The following is a 16,065-nucleotide window of genomic DNA, read 5'->3' as shown; positions in this document are numbered from 1 at the left end:
TCGCTCTCCTATTGGTCTTTGCCACCGCGCGACAGCACGATTTCAGCCATGTGCATCGCATCGCGCGCCATCAGTTCGGACTTGCCCTTGGCATCGCTGACACCCTCCAGGCTCGTGCCATCGCTGAGCGCGACGCGCATCTTCATGTCCTTCACCAGCGCGCCCAGCGGTTCGGCGCCGTCGTCGTCCGCCACGCCCCGTGGATAGCGCAGTTCCAGTCGCTGGTCCGCACCGCCGGCGCCAAAATCAGGAAACTGCGCTGCCATCGATTCAGGCCCGTCGAACGTGTAATCCGGCGCACGAAATTGCAGAGGAGCCTTGCTGCCCAGCACAGGCTGGCCGTCGCCCAGCTTGAGGAAGGAACCGTCCGCCGCCACCAGAAGGATGACCTTGCCTGTCACGGTCACCGTGCCCTCCGTCGCCGTGAGCTGCATGTTCTGCGCCGATTCGATGGCCGTGTCGTCGTGCTGGCTTTGCATCAGAAGCTTGCCGTTGTGGGCGATCGCATGCAACCCGCCGTGATGCGCGAACAGCGACAGCCCTTTGCCGGCATTGACCGAGAAGCGCTGGCCCGCGGTCAGTTGCATGTGCTGCTGCGCGGCTGTGTCGATGTTGGTCCCGGCGTAGCTGACCACGGCTTTCGAGCTGGCAAAGCCGATTCCTGCCGGCGACGTCACGGCGATCACCGGTTCGCCCGGCTGCACCGCCTCCGGCTTGGTATTGCTGCCGTCCTCCCACCCCGTAAAGCGCGCCAGCAGCGCCTCTTGCTCGGCCGTGTCGATGGCCAACGCATTGTGCTGCGCAGCGTAGTTGCCCAGCGACGTGCACAGTTCGCTGCAGTCGCGCAGCAGGCCCAGATAATCGTCACGGGCCAGCTGCGCACCCTTGTCGCCGCCACCCAGCAGCTTCCAGGCGCTGAGCAGGATGCCGCGCGCTGCGTGCAGTGCAATGGCTTCTTCGGTGCGTAATTCGGCCCCTTCGCCGCGCGCCCTGGCGCTGCCTTCCTGGCGCGGTTCGGTCAGGTAGCCCAGATTGAGTTCGCTTGCCCCATGGTCGCTCTCCAGCTGCGCGCTGATCTGTCCGGCCGTGTCATCGAGCCGCAACTGGTTGCCACGCTGGCCGTGGATTTCGCGGCTGCGCAAGCCCGACTGAAAGCGGTTGGCGGGCAGGCCGTCTTCGCGCCGGAAGCCCGGTGGCGGGGCTGCGCCGTTGTAGACCTGGGCGATGATGACCGGCTTGTCGGGATCGCCACCGGCGAACGCCACCAGTACCTCGGCACCCACGGGCGGCAGCAGGCGCGCGCCACACTGGTTGCCGGCGCCGTTACCCGCCCAGCCGGATGCGACGCGCACCCAGGCCGAGTCGCGATCCGAACCCGACGCGCCGGCGCCGGTGCCATCGGCGTGCTCCTGTGCGCGGGTCGCCGGGAAGCGGATCTTGACGCGCCCCAGGTGATCGCACCACACGGCCTCGTCCTTCGGACCGACGACGATCGCGCTTTGCAACTGCGGCTGCGGAATCACCGGCGGTGGCGGCACGATCCGTATGCCGCGCCGCACACAGCTGAAGCTGGACCGGTAGCGCAGCGCTTGGGCGGTGTCGTCAAGCCGCACGATGTCCCAGCCGCTGCGCGCAAACAGCCGTTCGACTTTGGCACTGACGTCCGCCGGCAGGTTGTTGGTGGTATCGATGCGCTGCGCGGTCACCACGAATTCGCGCTCTTCGGGGTGGTGCTTGTCGATCTCGGGATGGCCGGTCAGAGCGAACCACTGGCCAACGGCCAGGTCGCGTACCGCGCCTTCGCCATGGAAGCACTTGGCGACAAATTCGTGGTACGCCACCAGCGCATCGCTGAAGGACAGCAGGTCGGACCAGGTGTCGCCAAGGTGCGGCGCTGTCACCTGGTAGTGTTCCAGCTTGGCAGCCAGCGCATTCCCGGTCTTGCCCTGATCGAAGCGCAGCGGCGAACTGGTTGTCGAGCCGCCCTTGCCGGGGTTCAGGTAATCCCAGCTGTGCAACGACGTATGGCCGGGTACCAGCGTGCGCTCGGCGCTCCAGAGCGTGATCGCGTCACGCTCCTCGGTTGCGCCGTCGCGGTGAAAACGGATCGTGTCGGCCGCATTGCGCGCCAGCTCCCTGTCATCATCGAACAGCACCAGCGAGTGGCCGATGCCGGCGACATCGCCGCCGGCCTGACTCTGCCTGTCGGTTCTGCCAGGGCGGAAAAACCAGGCGATGCCGCGGCGCTGCATCAGGCGGCGCACGAAGCCTGCATCCGATTCGTTCAGCTGCATCGTAAGCGCGCGCTTTGGGAGATTGCGGTTGAGCAGAGCGCTGTGGATATCGAAGTCGAAGGTCGACGCGATCACGGAATTGTTCCTTTGCCACTCCTTGAGAACCAGTTCGATGATCTCGAGCTCACTCTTGTCGCGGAAAACGCGCGTGGTGCGCGTCGCGTCCATCACCGACAGCGCGTCGCGCACGGTCAGCCTGTAGCTCGCGATCCCGCCGTCGCTGTGGCCCGACGCAGCCGCCGTGACGATCCCGCACAGCCTGCGCAGGTGGCCCCGGTCGGTCACGATCTGCAGTTCGCACGGCAAGCCAATGAAACGCTTCAGTTCGAGCGTCGCGTTTTCGGACAGGCACAGAATCTGCAGCTCGAGGCCGCCGCACACCGCTTCGCTGGCGCTGGCATGGTGTGGCAGCAGGGCATTCGTATCGGCGGAGCCGGCCTGGCCCAGCACCATGCGCAGGGGCCGGTTACGCGTGTCGAGCCGGTAGTCGGCCAGGGCGGCGGCAAGGGTCGTTGGAAGCATTGTCATGGTCGATCACTCCCCGGCAGCCTGGGCCGCAGTCGCCTGCCGCGGCGTGTTCTCGCCGAAATACTCATACGAATCGGCGTTGTTGATCGCCCGCTGCGGCGCGCTGCGCGCCATGTCCGCCGCCGCGGCCTGGCCGTACACGTGGTCGTCGGTCGCCGCCACCACATCGAAGTGGCTCAGCTCGTGCAGCAGCGTGCCGCCGCGCGAATCGGTCCCGGTCGGCGCTGCGGCCCAGAACGCCTTGCACACCCAGACCGTGTACGGCCGCGCCGGATACACGTAGGCAAAATACGGCTCGTCGCAATCGCAGTCGATCTTGAGGGGCTTGTTCTCGAACGCATCCTTGATGGCCGTGACATTGGCCGTGACCTTCGCGCCGCGCGCAGCGTCCTGCGCCCCGAACCACATCGCATAGCGCGCGCCGTATGGCATGCCGGAGGTCAGGTAGGCCTGGCTGTCGGCCGCCATCGCGCGCCCGGCGTCGATCGCCGTCACCAGTTGTTCCTGCTGCGCATTGCTGCAATTGGCAAACCCCGGGGCAGGGGCGGCTGCATCCGGCAGGATCGTTGTCTTGCTGCCGCGCGGCAGGCGGCCGTCGATCCAGACTGTGACGGGGTTGGACGTCAGCTCGCCCACCACCGCGCCGGCGGTCGCGCCCGGCGCCGGCATGGCGGGACTGCGATAGCGGATCGTGTAATTGCCGGTGATGCTCATCTCGTAGAAACGCGAGAGCTCGACCGTCTGCGTGAGCACCTCGCCCGGGGCCAGTTGCAGGTAATCAGCCGGCCCCGGCGCGGTGCGCTTGATGCGGCGGCCCAGGTAGCGCACCGGCTGGCCGTCGCGCTGTACCTCGAACAGCGGCGCCTCCAGGCTCTGCTGCGGCGTGCGCCAGCGCAGCAGGTGCTGGACCGTGTCCGAGGTATTGATCAGCGTGACGCTCACCAGGACGTTGTCGCCGCGTCCAACCGCCGGCTGCGCCGGGCTCAGCGTGACGTTGACCTGGGCATGCGCCGCGCTGGTACCGCACACGATGGCGAGTGCGCCAGCGGCGCGCGACAGCAGAAAACCTGAATGCATGGTGGACTCCGGTTGGGTTGGACCGGATAACTCTCACCTTATTTTCTCTGCCCACATTGAGCCGCTGCAGCGCTGGGCATTGGTGAACTTGAATCATGTCAGCTGCTATACAGAAATCTCACACAAAATAACAACAGCGAATCGACAACGGTCGCCTGCACGGCGTTGGTTTGCTATCATGCAACAATCGTATCCAACAAAAAATAACACTCGATCACGTTGGATAGCCAGAGGCGTTTCCCATCATGATCCAGACGAACGAGACCCCCACACCACACACCGATGTGGCCCCCAGCCTGCACGCCACGGCCATCCAGGACCGCTCTGAGACCAGCGAAGCCCACGCGCTGCGGGATGCGCATGCGCTGCTTGGCCAGAACCGCAACTATCTCGAGCAAGTGATCGACGGCATGCCGGCGGGACTGCTGGTCATCGACGCCGAGCGCCGCGTGCGCTCGATGAACCGCATGATGGCCGAGCTGATCGACGCGCCGGAAGAATCGGCCAGCGCCGGCCATCCCCTGGCGCGCTGGCTGCCGGACGCCGGCCTGGCCGCGCGGGTCAGCGATGCACTTGCTACTGGCATGCCGCACGACCACATCCTCGTCTCGCTCGAAGGGGGCCCGGACGGCGTGCGCCATCTCGAATTCAATATCCGCCGCACCGAGCAGGCGGGCGGCTGCCTGCTGCTGCTGATCGGCCAGGACATCACCTTCCGCCGCAAGGCGCGCCTGCGCCTGCAGGAAAGCGAGGAATTCTTCCGCCTGACCTTCAGCCAGGCGGCGGTGGGCATCGTGCTGCTGGGCCCGGACGGGCGCCTGCTGCGCGTGAACGGCAAGATGGCGCAGATCCTGGGCTATACCGAAATCGAACTGCTGCAGCGCTTCTTCCAGCAACTGACGCACGTGGACGATTTGCCGGACGAGCTGACACTGGTCAAACGCCTGCGCGACGGCGAGATCAGCGACTACCAGCGCGAGCGGCGCCTGTTGCGGCGCGATGGCACGCCGATCTGGGTCAATGTCAGCGTCTCGACGATGCGCGACGCCTACGGCAACCAGCGTTTCATCTCGGTGGTCGAAGACATCTCGCGCCGCAAGGGCGCCGAAGAAGCGCTGCTGCGCGTGATCAACCACGACGCCCTGACCGGCCTGCCCAACCGCGTGCTGCTGCAAGACCGGCTCGAGCGCGCGATCGCGCACGCGCACCGCGCCAGCACGCAAGTCGCCGTCATGTTCATCGACCTGGACCGTTTCAAGCACGTCAACGACACGCTCGGGCACGACGCGGGCGACCAGCTGATCGTCGAGATCGCGCGTCGCTTGTCGAGTTCGCTGCGCGAGAGCGACACCGTGGCGCGCCAGGGCGGTGACGAATTCGTCGTCGTGCTGCCCGAGATGAACGGGGAAACCGACGCTGCACGCGTGGCCCGCAAGCTGCTCGACAACCTGTTCCAGCCGTTGCTGCTGTGCGGGCAAGAGGTCTTCCCGACCGGCTCGATCGGCATCGCGATGTACCCGCGCGACGGCACTGACAGCGCCACGCTGCTCAAATGCGCCGACAGCGCCATGTACGGCTCGAAAGGTGAGGGCGGCAACGGCTTCAGCTTCTACATGGCCGACATGGGCGCGCAGACCGCGCTGCACCTGCGCATGGAAAGCGAGCTGCAACGCGCGCTGCAGCGCCGCGAATTCGTGCTGCACTACCAGCCGGTGGTCGACATCGCCACTGGCCATCTGGGCGGTGTTGAAGCGCTGCTGCGCTGGCAGCCCCAGGGCAAGCCGATGGTGTCGCCGGCCGACTTCATTCCGCTGGCCGAAGAAACCGGCCTGATCGTACCGATCGGCGAGTGGGTGCTGGAAACCGCGATGGCCCAGCAGGTGGCCTGGCAGCAGGACCGCTTGCCGCCGGTGCGCATCAGCGTGAACCTGTCGGCGCGCCAGTTCCTGGGCCAGGACGTGGCCCAGCGCGTCGCTGCGCTGCTCGAGAAAACCGGGTGCGATCCACGCGCGCTGACACTGGAAATCACCGAGAGCGTGTTGATGCAGAACCCGGTGGCGGCCACTGCCACGATGGCGCGCCTGGCGGCGATGGGCGTGCAGCTGGCGATCGACGATTTCGGCACCGGCTACTCGAGCCTGGCCAGCCTGAAGCGCTTCCCGATCCACAGCCTCAAGATCGACCGCTCGTTCGTCAGCGACCTGATCGACGATGCCGATGACGCCGCCATTGTCGACGCCGTGATCGGTTTGGCCCACTCGATGAAGCTCAACGTGATTGCCGAAGGCGTCGAAACGGCCGACCAGCTCGCCTTCTTGCTGGCCCACGGGTGCGACCAGATGCAGGGCTTCTGCTACAGCCGGCCGGTGGCGCCGGACGCCATCGAAGCGCTGCTGCGCGCAGCGCCGGCTGCCCAGGGCCAACAAGGCGATCTCACGGCCGCTGCGTAGGCGCACGCACGTCGTACTATGGACGAATAATGAAGGCTGCCACGAGCTATCGATGGGACAGGCCTGTCATGACATCGTGTTCTTTTTTGGCACAACTCTCATGCGGGGTCGTTCCGTCAATACAATTTGCCCATCCGAGTTGCGTACGAGCTTGCGGATGGGGGGCGGTCGGCATCGTCGATGGGGCGTGGGCCGCCGATTCGTCCACTTGGCTGACCATTGGCACTATCTTGAACCGGGCCGGGACCAGCGACGGCCGGCAAGTGGCGCAAAACTGCGCTCGCAGCGGCCGGTTTCGAAATCGACGTGTATCAGATACTTGTCAGGCCGCCGTTGCAGGATGACCTGACATTTGAGGCGCCCTAGCGCGGCTTGGCCACCAAGTCGACGGCGAGGGAGATACCTGCCTCGGCGGCGAAAACGTTGCCGTGGTCGATTATCCACAACGGATTGATGTGATCGCGGTCCTTGTAGATCGGTAAATCAGCATGGGGGTCGTAGGCGGCGCATTTGCCTTGCGGGCACAGGACTGGCCGCAGCGACAGCAGCGAGAAATCAGGCCGCTTCTGTAATTGCAGGAACATCGCATCGAAGTCCCGGCTCTGCTTGACGATGCTTTGCAGCGTGACGGCGTAGACGCTGCGGCCAAACCAGAACAAATCCCTGGCCGCTTGCCGGGGCGAGCTGACCGGGAACCATGGCGTGCTGTCGACCACGCTTACCTTGACCCCTTTGTCGAGCAACTCCTCGATTGATGCGCGAACCTGATCAAGCGGCAGCGACGGGTTAGCCAGCGCGACGGGCGGAACGCAACCGTCGGGGCCGCGCCAGCAGATGTCAGTCGCCTCCTTGGTGAATCCTGCCCAATTCATCGAGATGATGACGCTGTCGAACTCTCCCGAGCCGGCTTTCGCAAAGGCCTTGGTGCTGAAGTCGGCGCAGCCAAGGACTGGGCCAACGCGTTCGAATCCGATGATAACGGGACAGCCCGATTTAACGTAGAAGACCGTATTTAACTTGCTGTGCGCGGCAAACCAAGCGTACAGGTGGCCGGCGTGCGAGTCACCGATGACCAGCACTTTTTTGCCTGGAATGGTTTCGTTGATCAGGCAAACTTTATCGTTGAGCCGATCCGTATTCTCGCAGCGTTCGGGATAGGTCGTGCTCTCCTCGGCGGCCTGGATGTTGAGGTACGCCTTTGCATGGTTCGATCTTTCTATCAAGCCATGCGTTCGCACCATAATCGTGGCGGTTCCCACCAATACCAATGCCGTGCAACCGAAGCCAACGGCGTTTTTTGGCAACGACCACTTTTTTAGATAGCCAGCTGGCTCGACGAACTTGAAAGAAACGTAGCCGAGCAACACCGACAGCAGCACGCCGCCAACTTTGGCCAGTTTCGGTTCGACGATGAGCAAGCCCGTGATCGTCAATCCGATCACCACCGGCATATGCCATAAATAAATCGAGTACGACCACAAACCAAGCTTTTGCACCACGGGGTTGGAAAGCACGATGTTGTACTCGTAGCGGCCGAACAGCAGCAGGCAAGCGCCGGCCACCGGCAGCAGAGCGAAGTAGCCCGGCCAGACCCCCTCCATGCCATAGTGGCTCACCACGTATAACGAGGCCAGCATGATGGCCAGGCCGGCATAGCTGCACAGCGCTCCGTAGCGGAACGGTGCCGAGCGCTGGGCGATCGCCAGATAGACCAAGCCGCCGGCAATCATTTGCCAGCTTCGCGCGGCGACAGAGAAGAAGGCGCTTTGGCTGTCCTGCGTCACGCACCAAGCCAACGAGGCGGCAAATATAGCAGTGAGTGTGGCGTAAAACAGAGTTAGATTGCGCCGATCAGGCGAGCGTAGGCTGTTGATGGCGAAGGCCAGCCAAATTAACGCGGGATACAGCATGTAAAACTGCCATTCGACCGATAACGACCAAGTATGCATCAGCCAATTGTCGTCAGCGCCACCGCTGAAGTAACCCTGCTTCCCAGCAAAATAGTTGTTGGAGTTAAAAATGGCCGCTTGCACTGTCTGCGTCGCCAAGCGGGTAAGGTCAGTCGGCGCCAATAGCAGCACCCCGCCAACCAGCATCAGCATGAGCAGGACATAAAGCGCTGGAAAAATCCGTTGTGCACGGCGCAAGATAAACGAGAAATACTCGAAATTGCCCTTTAGGAAGCCAGAGACGATAATTTTCGTCATCAAATAGCCTGAAATGACGAAAAATACGTCAACTCCGATAAACCCCCCGCTAAACAGTCTGAGATTAAAGTGATATAGAACCACTACAAGCACGCTGAGCCCGCGCAAGCCATTAATATCGGTCTGGAACCCAGACATGCTTTTTATATTCATAATCAATCAAAATGTGTTAACAATTAAATTTTATCATAATGCAACTAAATTTCAAATTTAACAATTATAAAGATGTCAATCGCGGGCGTTTCTCGATCCAAACCGATCAGTCACCTCAGAAGCTACCTTCCAACTGAAATGATTCGCATGCATAACATCTCGTTGGGTCATAGCTGATCTTGCGCATTTGAGAAAGACCCCTTCTAGCCCAACCCGGTCGTTGAACTGTTCGTATCAGGGCACCAAGGCCGAAGCGTTGCATACTGTCACGAACAGTTGGTTGCTCCCAGAGCGGGCCAGGTGAACAGCGAGGGCGTCACGAACCGTGCCCGACTAGCGAACTGCTGAGCTCGTGTGAACAACGCACATCCTTCGGTGCCAGTCGCCACGGGAAATTACATCGGACAGCTATCGCAGCTACACTGATCATTCCATTCACGGCAAGCCTGCCCACGCTATTGCAGGCACCGACTTCTTACGGAAACCGATCATGCACCGCAACCGCTTGAGCAATTGCCGCACCGGCCTCACCCGTCGTACACTGCCGATCCTGCTGGCCTGCCTGTCGGCGCTGACGCTGCTGTCATCGGCGAGTATCGATGCCGTGGCACAGGCAGCTACCGCCGACACGCGCTATGAACGTGTCGTACCCAGCCCGGATGGCATCGGCAAGCGCTACATGGGCCGCGAGATCTCCGGCGTGATGGGATGGGAGGGCGCGCAATGGCTCGAGCGCGAAAGTCGCGCACACGAGGAGCGGCCGGCATTGCTGTTGCAGGAACTGGCGCTGGCGCCCGGGATGACGGTGGCCGACATCGGCGCCGGCACCGGCTACTACACCTGGCAGCTGGCGAAAAAAGTCGGGCCCAATGGGCGTGTGTACGCCGTCGACGTGCAGCCGCAAATGATCGCCATGCTCGACAGCCAGATGGCAAAGCGCGGCGTGCGCAACGTGGTCTCGGTGCTGGGCAGCGAAACCACCGTCAAACTGCCGCCGGCCAGCGTCGACCTGGCAATCATGGTCGATGTCTATCACGAGCTTGCCTATCCCGCGGAAGTCCTCGACAGCATCGTCGGCGCCCTCAAGCCGGGTGGGCGTGTGGTCTTCGTCGAATATCGCGCTGAGGATCCGGCAATCGCGATCAAGCCGCTGCACAAGATGAGCGAGTCACAGATACGGCGTGAAGCCACGGCGCATGGCCTGAAGTGGGAACGCAGCATCAAGTCGCTGCCGATCCAGCATGCGATCGTGTTTCGCAAGCCTTGAGCGCGGTTCTGCCGGCTGCTGTCGATGCCTGGCGCACACTGCTCAAACACCGGACCAGGACGCGGGTCAACGTGCCGAGCGTAGAGCTAAGGCGATTATTTGCGCCCGACGGCTGCAGTAGTAATAGTCAGAATGAAACCAGTAAGCAAGATTGGACCAAGAGCGCTACCGTCGCCGCTGATGCCCTCCCAAAAAAGTGAGAATACTGCGCCTGCAGTTGTGACAGCGATTGGCCGCAACCAATGCTTGTTTCGGAAGCGGAAAATGAGGCATAAGGTCACAATAGCGATCAGGGCTAAGGGAGCGACCCAGTGCCAACGTATTTCAGTCATGTCGCGCGATTGAATCCAAGGCAGAGTTTAGTCAGTCGGCTCAGCGTAGTAGATTGCCAAGCTAAAAATCCGGCGACCACCGTGACCGGCAGGAATCGCACCTGAGCCGAAGTTCGAGCAGAGGTTTAATCGCGTAGATTATTGCTTATGCGTTTTCTTGGACCATACGACGGCGCAGGCGCCACAAACGACTCCCACGAATGCGGCACGCGCCCAGTCAAATTCATGCGCCGTACTCAGGAAGCCAGTGTAAATAAGTGTTCCAATGGCAGTTCCCGACCCAGTACTAAGAAAATCTTTCATATTTTGCAAGGTAATCCATGAGATGAGCATGATACGGCGGGCGGTGTTACTAGCGTTCCGTCATGCCCGAACGCGGCCGCCCGCGTCAGTTTAGCAGGTCGCCTGATTGAAAAATTACTGGCGGTCTCAACAGGCAGCAACCGGCTCGAAGCGGCCTGCATTCCACCATCTCCCGTTTCAGGACGATTTCGACATCGTCATACGCCGTCGCTGACTTTCCTGCGCTACTTCTTCCAGCACCGATTCCAGGTCATCGACATCGACATCCAGTATTTCGGTGCGCCTGCGTAATACCGCATCAAGATCCGCACGTGTGAACATCTCCGTCGCGTCATGGTTGGCCGCAGGCGTCTTGTGAATCACGCGGTGAGGATAGCGATGCCCGGTGAGCCTGTGATAAACCAGGGCGCCGGCAAGCAGGGCAACAGAATTGAGACCGATCGGGAACAGCACGAATGCATAGCCGAGTGCATGAATCTTGCTGCCTCCCAGCACCGCTGTGATCGCCACCGCACCGGACGGCGGATGCACGCAGCGAAACGAAAACATCAGCATGACCGTGACTGCCACGGCAACTGCTGCCGCCAGGAGTGGCATCGGGATCAAGTAAGCGCAGCTGACGCCTGTTACTGCGCCGATCAGATTTCCTCCGATGATCGCCCATGGCTGGGCCAGAGGGCTTGCCGGTACGCCGAACAACAGCACGGCAGACGCGCCCAAGGGCGCTGCCAGCAGTGGCAGATTGTCGATTGGCCCGCCAAAAAACCAGGCAATCACGCCCGTAAAAAATATCCCGATCAGCGCGCCCAGGCTGCTGCGCAATTGTTCACGAGGCGCTATTTGAATCGGGGCGGGAAGGAAGTCGCGACACCATTGCTGAAAGGACGACAAGATGACATCTTTCTAAAAAACTGAGTGGGAGGGCTGCGAATATAACAACCCAAAACCATAAGGTCCAAGACCGATATGCGATGATGTCGATAAGTAAAACGAATCATTGAAACTTCCATGCTGCTGCGCCATATCCGCTATTTTCTTGCCGTTGCCGAGCATCGCAACTTCACCCGCGCTGCCGCCGCGCTGCACGTGTCGCAACCGGCGCTGTCACAGCAGATCAAGCAGCTCGAAGCATTGCTGGGCGTCCAGCTGTTTGACCGAAGCGGGAAAACCGTGCGCCTGACCGATGCCGGCGAGGCATGGATGGGCCACGCGAAACTCGGCATGCAGCATCTTCACGCCGGCGCCCGCGCGATCCAGGATGTCGGCACCGCACACCGTGGCGTGCTGCGTTGCGCCGCGCCGCCGACGCTATCGCTGTATCTGATCGGTCCGCTGATCGCCCGGTTCCATGAACTGCATCCAGGGGTCACAGTCAGTTTTCTGGAAATTGCGCAGGAAGACATTGAAGCGATGTTGATCAACGACGAACTCGACATCGGCATCGCATTCAGTCCGCAGCAGCCGGGTGAACTCGACTACACACCGGTGTACGAAGAAGAACTCAGCTTCGTGACCGGCGCCAGTCATCGACTCGCCGTCCGGTCTGCCGCGTTGCCGCTGGCGGCGTTCACTGCCGAACCGCTGGTGTTGCTCAACAAGTCGTTCGCCACCCGCCAGCAAATCGATGCGTACTGCGCGTCGCACAGTATCGCGGCAAAGGTCGCCGTTGAAGTCAATGCCATCGGCGCGTTGGTCGAGATCGTTCGTCAGGGAACGCTGGGGACAGTCCTGCCCAACCCGATCTCTGCCGCCTATACCGATCTGCACGCGGTTGCGCTGCTGCCGCCGATGCCGTCGCGCCATGTCGTCTATGCCTGGCGCAAAGGGGCGTATCGCACGGCGGCAAGCAAAGCACTGGTCGGTGTATTGACCGGCCTGGTGCGGGATTTGACCTCAGGTGCCCGATGATCTGAGCCGGCGCGCCGCTGACTGTCTTTCCCGCTGCACGGATTCAATTGCCGCGGTACGTCGAATAGCCGTAAGGACTCAGCAGCAGCGGCACGTGGTAATGCGGCACACTGCCGTCTGCCATAAAGATGACAGGGATCTCGGGGAAGAACGTCGGGCTCTTGTGCTCGGCAAACCACTTGCCGGTCTTGAATGTGACCCGGTAAGTGCCGCGTACCATGGCCACGCCGGCGGGGAACAGGGCAGGGATGCGACCCTGGGCATTGGTGACGCCTTCGCCGAGCATGGTCCACCCGTCACCCACGCGCTGCTCAAGCGTCACAGCCACATCGGCTGATGGCAAACCGTCCTGCAGGTTGAGGACATGGACGCTGAGCGGGTTGATCGCGGTGGCAGGTGCGGCGGTGGGTACGGCCGCGGCACTGGCGCAGTGCGCAGCAGCGCCGAGGGTCACAACGAGCAGGGTCTGAATGAGTTTCATGCGTTCTCCATAGGGGTGGGTGTGAAGATAATCGGAAGGTCAAGACCGTCAGCGATCAGGGCGTCTTGCGCAACACGTTGTCGATTGCAGCCTGTGCGCAGGCTTCGTCTGTGGCCGGTCCGCCAGCGCCGGCAATGCCGATAGCGCCAATGAGCTCGCCGTCAGCCATCAGTGGCACGCCGCCACCCAGCAGGAGCAGCGTGTCGACGGTGTTCAGGTTGGCTGCTTCAGCGCTGGCGCGGGCATTGGCGGCCAGCAGGCGGGTCGCCGTTCTGGTTGACAGCGCCGTGTAAGCCTTGCGCTGGGCAGCGATGGTATTGTGCGGTCCGACGCCGTCGTCGCGGCGCAGGGCGACCAGGTTGCCGCCACGGTCGACCACGGCGGCGGCGAGCACTTTGCCGTCGGCATGGCAGGCGTTCATCGCCGCGTCGAGCAGGCGGCTGGCGCCCTCGAGTGAAACAGTGCGGTGGGGTATGGTCAGCGGGGCGGCGGCGCTGGCCTGGGGGCAGGCCAGCGACAACGCGATCAGCAAACCTGCAGGCAGTGGGTGGTACATGGAATCATCCCGGTGGTGTTCGAATGGCCGCATGGTACGCAGCGCCTGGCGACAACCAGATGACGGCCAGATGACAGTTTTGTCATCTGGCGCGCGGCGGGCAGTAAGATTGCGGTACAAGGAGCCAGGCAATGCGCATACTGATCGTGGAAGATGAACGCAAGGCGGCCGACTACCTGCAAAAGAGCTTGCGCGAGTCCGGCTACATCGTCGAAGTGGCAAGCAATGGCTTTGACGGCCGTTACATGATCGAAGAGTTCGACTTCGATCTGGTGATCCTCGACGTGATGCTGCCGGGCCTTGACGGCTGGGCGCTGCTGCAACTGGTGCGCGCCAAGTCGTCCACGCCGGTGATGTTCCTGACGGCGCGCGACGCCATCGAAGACCGCGTGCGCGGGCTCGAACTGGGCGCCGACGACTATCTGGTCAAGCCATTTTCGTTTGCCGAACTGCTGGCGCGCGTGCGCACCTTGCTGCGGCGCGGGCCGCCGCGCGACATGCAGGAATTTCGCGTCGCCGACCTGCAGGTCGATGTGCTGCGCCGCCGGGTCACGCGTCAGGGTGACCGCATTACCCTGACGGGCAAGGAATTCGCGCTGCTGCACCTGCTGGTCAGCCGGGTCGACGAGGTGCTCTCGCGTGCGGTCATCGCCTCGCACGTGTGGCAGATGAACTTCGACAGCGACACCAACGTCGTCGATGTGGCCATCCGCCGCCTGCGCGTGAAAATCGACGATCCCTACCCACTGAAACTGATTCATACGGTACGCGGCATGGGTTACATGCTGGGCGAGACGCCATGAAGCTTGCGTTGGCGCCCCGTTCGCTGAGCATGCGCCTGGCGCTGTGGTTTGCCCTGGCAAGCGCGCTGCTGCTGGGGGTCATCGGCGTGTTCCTGTACCGGTCCCTGGCAAGCGAGCTGGCGTGGCGCGACGACATCGCGCTGGCAGGCCGGATCGATCGCATGCGCGCGCTGGTTGCCGACAGCGACAGTATCGAGGCGTTGCGCCGGCGCCCGCAGCTGTACGCCAATATGCTGGGCAACCGCGACAACGCCTTGTGGATGCTCGACGCTACTGGCCAGCTGCTGATCGCCGTGAACCCGGGCGGCCTGGCGCTGCCGTCCCTGCCGCCCGCGTCATCGATCCGCCTCACCGATGTCACGACCGGCCAGGCAGCGCGGCTGGCGTGGGTCGATGTCTGGCAGGGCAATCGCCGGTTCACCGTGGTCGCCGCCAAGATGCTGGCCGAGCGCGAGCGCATGCTGGCCAGCTACCGCATGACCTTGGGGGCGGCGCTGGCCGGCGGGGCGCTGCTGTCGTTTTTACTGGGCTGGCTGATCAGCCAGCGCGCGCTGCGGCCTGTGCGGCTGATGGCGCAGCAGGCCGCCGCCGTCGACGTGCGGCGCCTGCAGCAGAACGTGGCGGTGAAGCTGACACCGGCGCCGCTGAAAGAAACGCAGGAACTGCAGCAACTGGGTGCAGCGCTCGACCAGATGCTGACGCGTCTGGCCGACGGCTTTGTCCAGCTGTCGCGCTTTTCCGAAGACCTTGCCCACGAGATGCGTACGCCTCTGCATAACCTGATGGGCCACACGGAACACGCGCTGCGCAAGCGCCGCAGTGCCGACGACTATGAACAGCTGCTGGCGTCAAATCTGGAAGAATACGAGCGCCTGGCGCGCATGATCGACAGCATGCTGTTTCTTGCGCGTTCGGAGCAGCCGGCCAGCGGCGTCACGCTTGAAACAATCGATCTGGCAGAGTTGTGCACCCAGCTGGTGGACTATTTCGAGGGCGTGGCCGAAGAACGCGGGATCAGCGTGGTGGTGCACGCGGCCGGCGAACTGGTTGCTGACCGCGCGCTGGTGCGGCGTGCCCTGGCTAACTTGCTGGCCAACGCGCTGCGCTACGGCGCTGCCGAAGGTACGCTAACGATCCACAGCTGCGCCGATGGCGAAACGGTCAGCATCGCCGTGCACAATACCGGCGCACCCATCCCGGCCGTCCATCTTCCGCACGTGTTCGAACGATTTTATCGTTGTGACCCGGCACGCAGCCAGGGCGGTGATTCGGGTGGCCTGGGACTGGCCATTGTCGCCTCGATCATGCATCTGCACGGTGGTGAAGCCCGGGTTGAAAGCGACGATACGGGCAATCGCTTCACCCTGTTGTTCCCGCAATCTGTGCAAGACCGATCACGTACGATCTGATCGATTCATGGAGCCACGATGACAGGCTGTAGTTGGTCGCCCCGCAGGGCGGCTATTCGCGCGGCACACTTTCCAGCCAAATGTTAGTATTACCTCAATGAAACGTACGAAGCTATCCGGCATTGACAAAATACCTACAGTGCCGGGAGAATGTGCCGACATGTCACGTTTTTGCTATCTAGTCATCATAAAATAGTAGCAACAGTGCATGGATGGCCAGCGCCGTTCGTCCACGACAATTCTCAGGTTCGCGCAGCGCCCAGGGCGCCGCGCAGCCACCGATACCTTTACCAGGAA

The 16,065-nt window shown here is 62.4% G+C and carries 11 protein-coding genes; 5 read left to right on the top strand and 6 right to left on the bottom strand.

The features are described from left to right. Window positions 1-8 precede the first annotated feature (8 nt). Both AC56LV_RS12115 and AC56LV_RS12110 read right to left on the bottom strand, forming a co-directional pair. A complete protein-coding gene (locus tag AC56LV_RS12115) occupies window positions 9-2,822 on the bottom strand; it encodes a type VI secretion system Vgr family protein (protein ID WP_499557927.1) in 2,814 nt (937 codons plus the stop codon). 6 nt (window positions 2,823-2,828) lie between these two features. Beyond that, entirely contained in the window at window positions 2,829-3,899 is a 1,071-nt protein-coding gene (locus tag AC56LV_RS12110) for a M35 family metallo-endopeptidase (RefSeq protein ID WP_499557925.1), read from the bottom strand. Window positions 3,900-4,144: 245 nt separating this feature from the next. Between AC56LV_RS12110 and AC56LV_RS12105 the strand changes: the two genes are divergently transcribed. Continuing rightward, a complete protein-coding gene (locus AC56LV_RS12105) occupies window positions 4,145-6,349 on the top strand; it encodes a putative bifunctional diguanylate cyclase/phosphodiesterase (protein WP_499557923.1) in 2,205 nt (734 codons plus the stop codon). A gap of 362 nt (window positions 6,350-6,711) precedes the next feature. Here the strand turns inward: AC56LV_RS12105 and AC56LV_RS12100 are convergent, their stop codons facing one another. Then, window positions 6,712-8,694, bottom strand: coding sequence for an acyltransferase family protein (locus tag AC56LV_RS12100; RefSeq protein WP_499557921.1), 1,983 nt, complete (start codon window positions 8,692-8,694; stop codon window positions 6,712-6,714). 505 nt (window positions 8,695-9,199) lie between these two features. Here AC56LV_RS12100 and AC56LV_RS12095 point away from each other — a divergent pair. Further along, window positions 9,200-9,976 (top strand): class I SAM-dependent methyltransferase, encoded by a 777-nt coding sequence (locus AC56LV_RS12095; protein ID WP_499557919.1) that lies wholly within the window; start codon window positions 9,200-9,202, stop codon window positions 9,974-9,976. An 812-nt stretch (window positions 9,977-10,788) separates the two neighbouring features. On the opposite strand, the gene AC56LV_RS12090 is transcribed toward AC56LV_RS12095, so the two are convergent. Then, window positions 10,789-11,502, bottom strand: a complete 714-nt coding sequence (locus AC56LV_RS12090; protein ID WP_499557917.1) for an HPP family protein — start codon at window positions 11,500-11,502, stop codon at window positions 10,789-10,791. A gap of 117 nt (window positions 11,503-11,619) precedes the next feature. Here AC56LV_RS12090 and cynR point away from each other — a divergent pair, with 117 nt between their 5' ends. Continuing rightward, window positions 11,620-12,519 carry a transcriptional regulator CynR gene (gene cynR / locus AC56LV_RS12085; RefSeq protein ID WP_499557915.1) on the top strand — a complete coding sequence of 300 codons (900 nt, stop codon included), beginning with the start codon at window positions 11,620-11,622 and terminating at the stop codon, window positions 12,517-12,519. 43 nt (window positions 12,520-12,562) lie between these two features. Here cynR and uraH read toward each other — a convergent pair whose 3' ends face one another. Continuing rightward, a complete protein-coding gene (uraH, locus tag AC56LV_RS12080) occupies window positions 12,563-13,000 on the bottom strand; it encodes a hydroxyisourate hydrolase (RefSeq protein WP_499557913.1) in 438 nt (145 codons plus the stop codon). Window positions 13,001-13,055: 55 nt separating this feature from the next. Beyond that, window positions 13,056-13,556 carry a GlcG/HbpS family heme-binding protein gene (locus AC56LV_RS12075; protein WP_499557911.1) on the bottom strand — a complete coding sequence of 167 codons (501 nt, stop codon included), beginning with the start codon at window positions 13,554-13,556 and terminating at the stop codon, window positions 13,056-13,058. A 131-nt stretch (window positions 13,557-13,687) separates the two neighbouring features. On the opposite strand from AC56LV_RS12075, the gene AC56LV_RS12070 reads away from it, so the two are divergent. Further along, window positions 13,688-14,359, top strand: a complete 672-nt coding sequence (locus tag AC56LV_RS12070) for a heavy metal response regulator transcription factor (protein ID WP_499557909.1) — start codon at window positions 13,688-13,690, stop codon at window positions 14,357-14,359. Next, window positions 14,356-15,768, top strand: coding sequence for a heavy metal sensor histidine kinase (locus AC56LV_RS12065; protein WP_499557907.1), 1,413 nt, complete (start codon window positions 14,356-14,358; stop codon window positions 15,766-15,768). The genes AC56LV_RS12070 and AC56LV_RS12065 overlap by 4 nt, the downstream gene beginning before the upstream one ends. Window positions 15,769-16,065 lie beyond the last annotated feature (297 nt).

This window comes from Telluria sp. RB2R28 (assembly GCF_059685835.1).
This window is presented reverse-complemented; position numbering and strand designations above follow the sequence as displayed.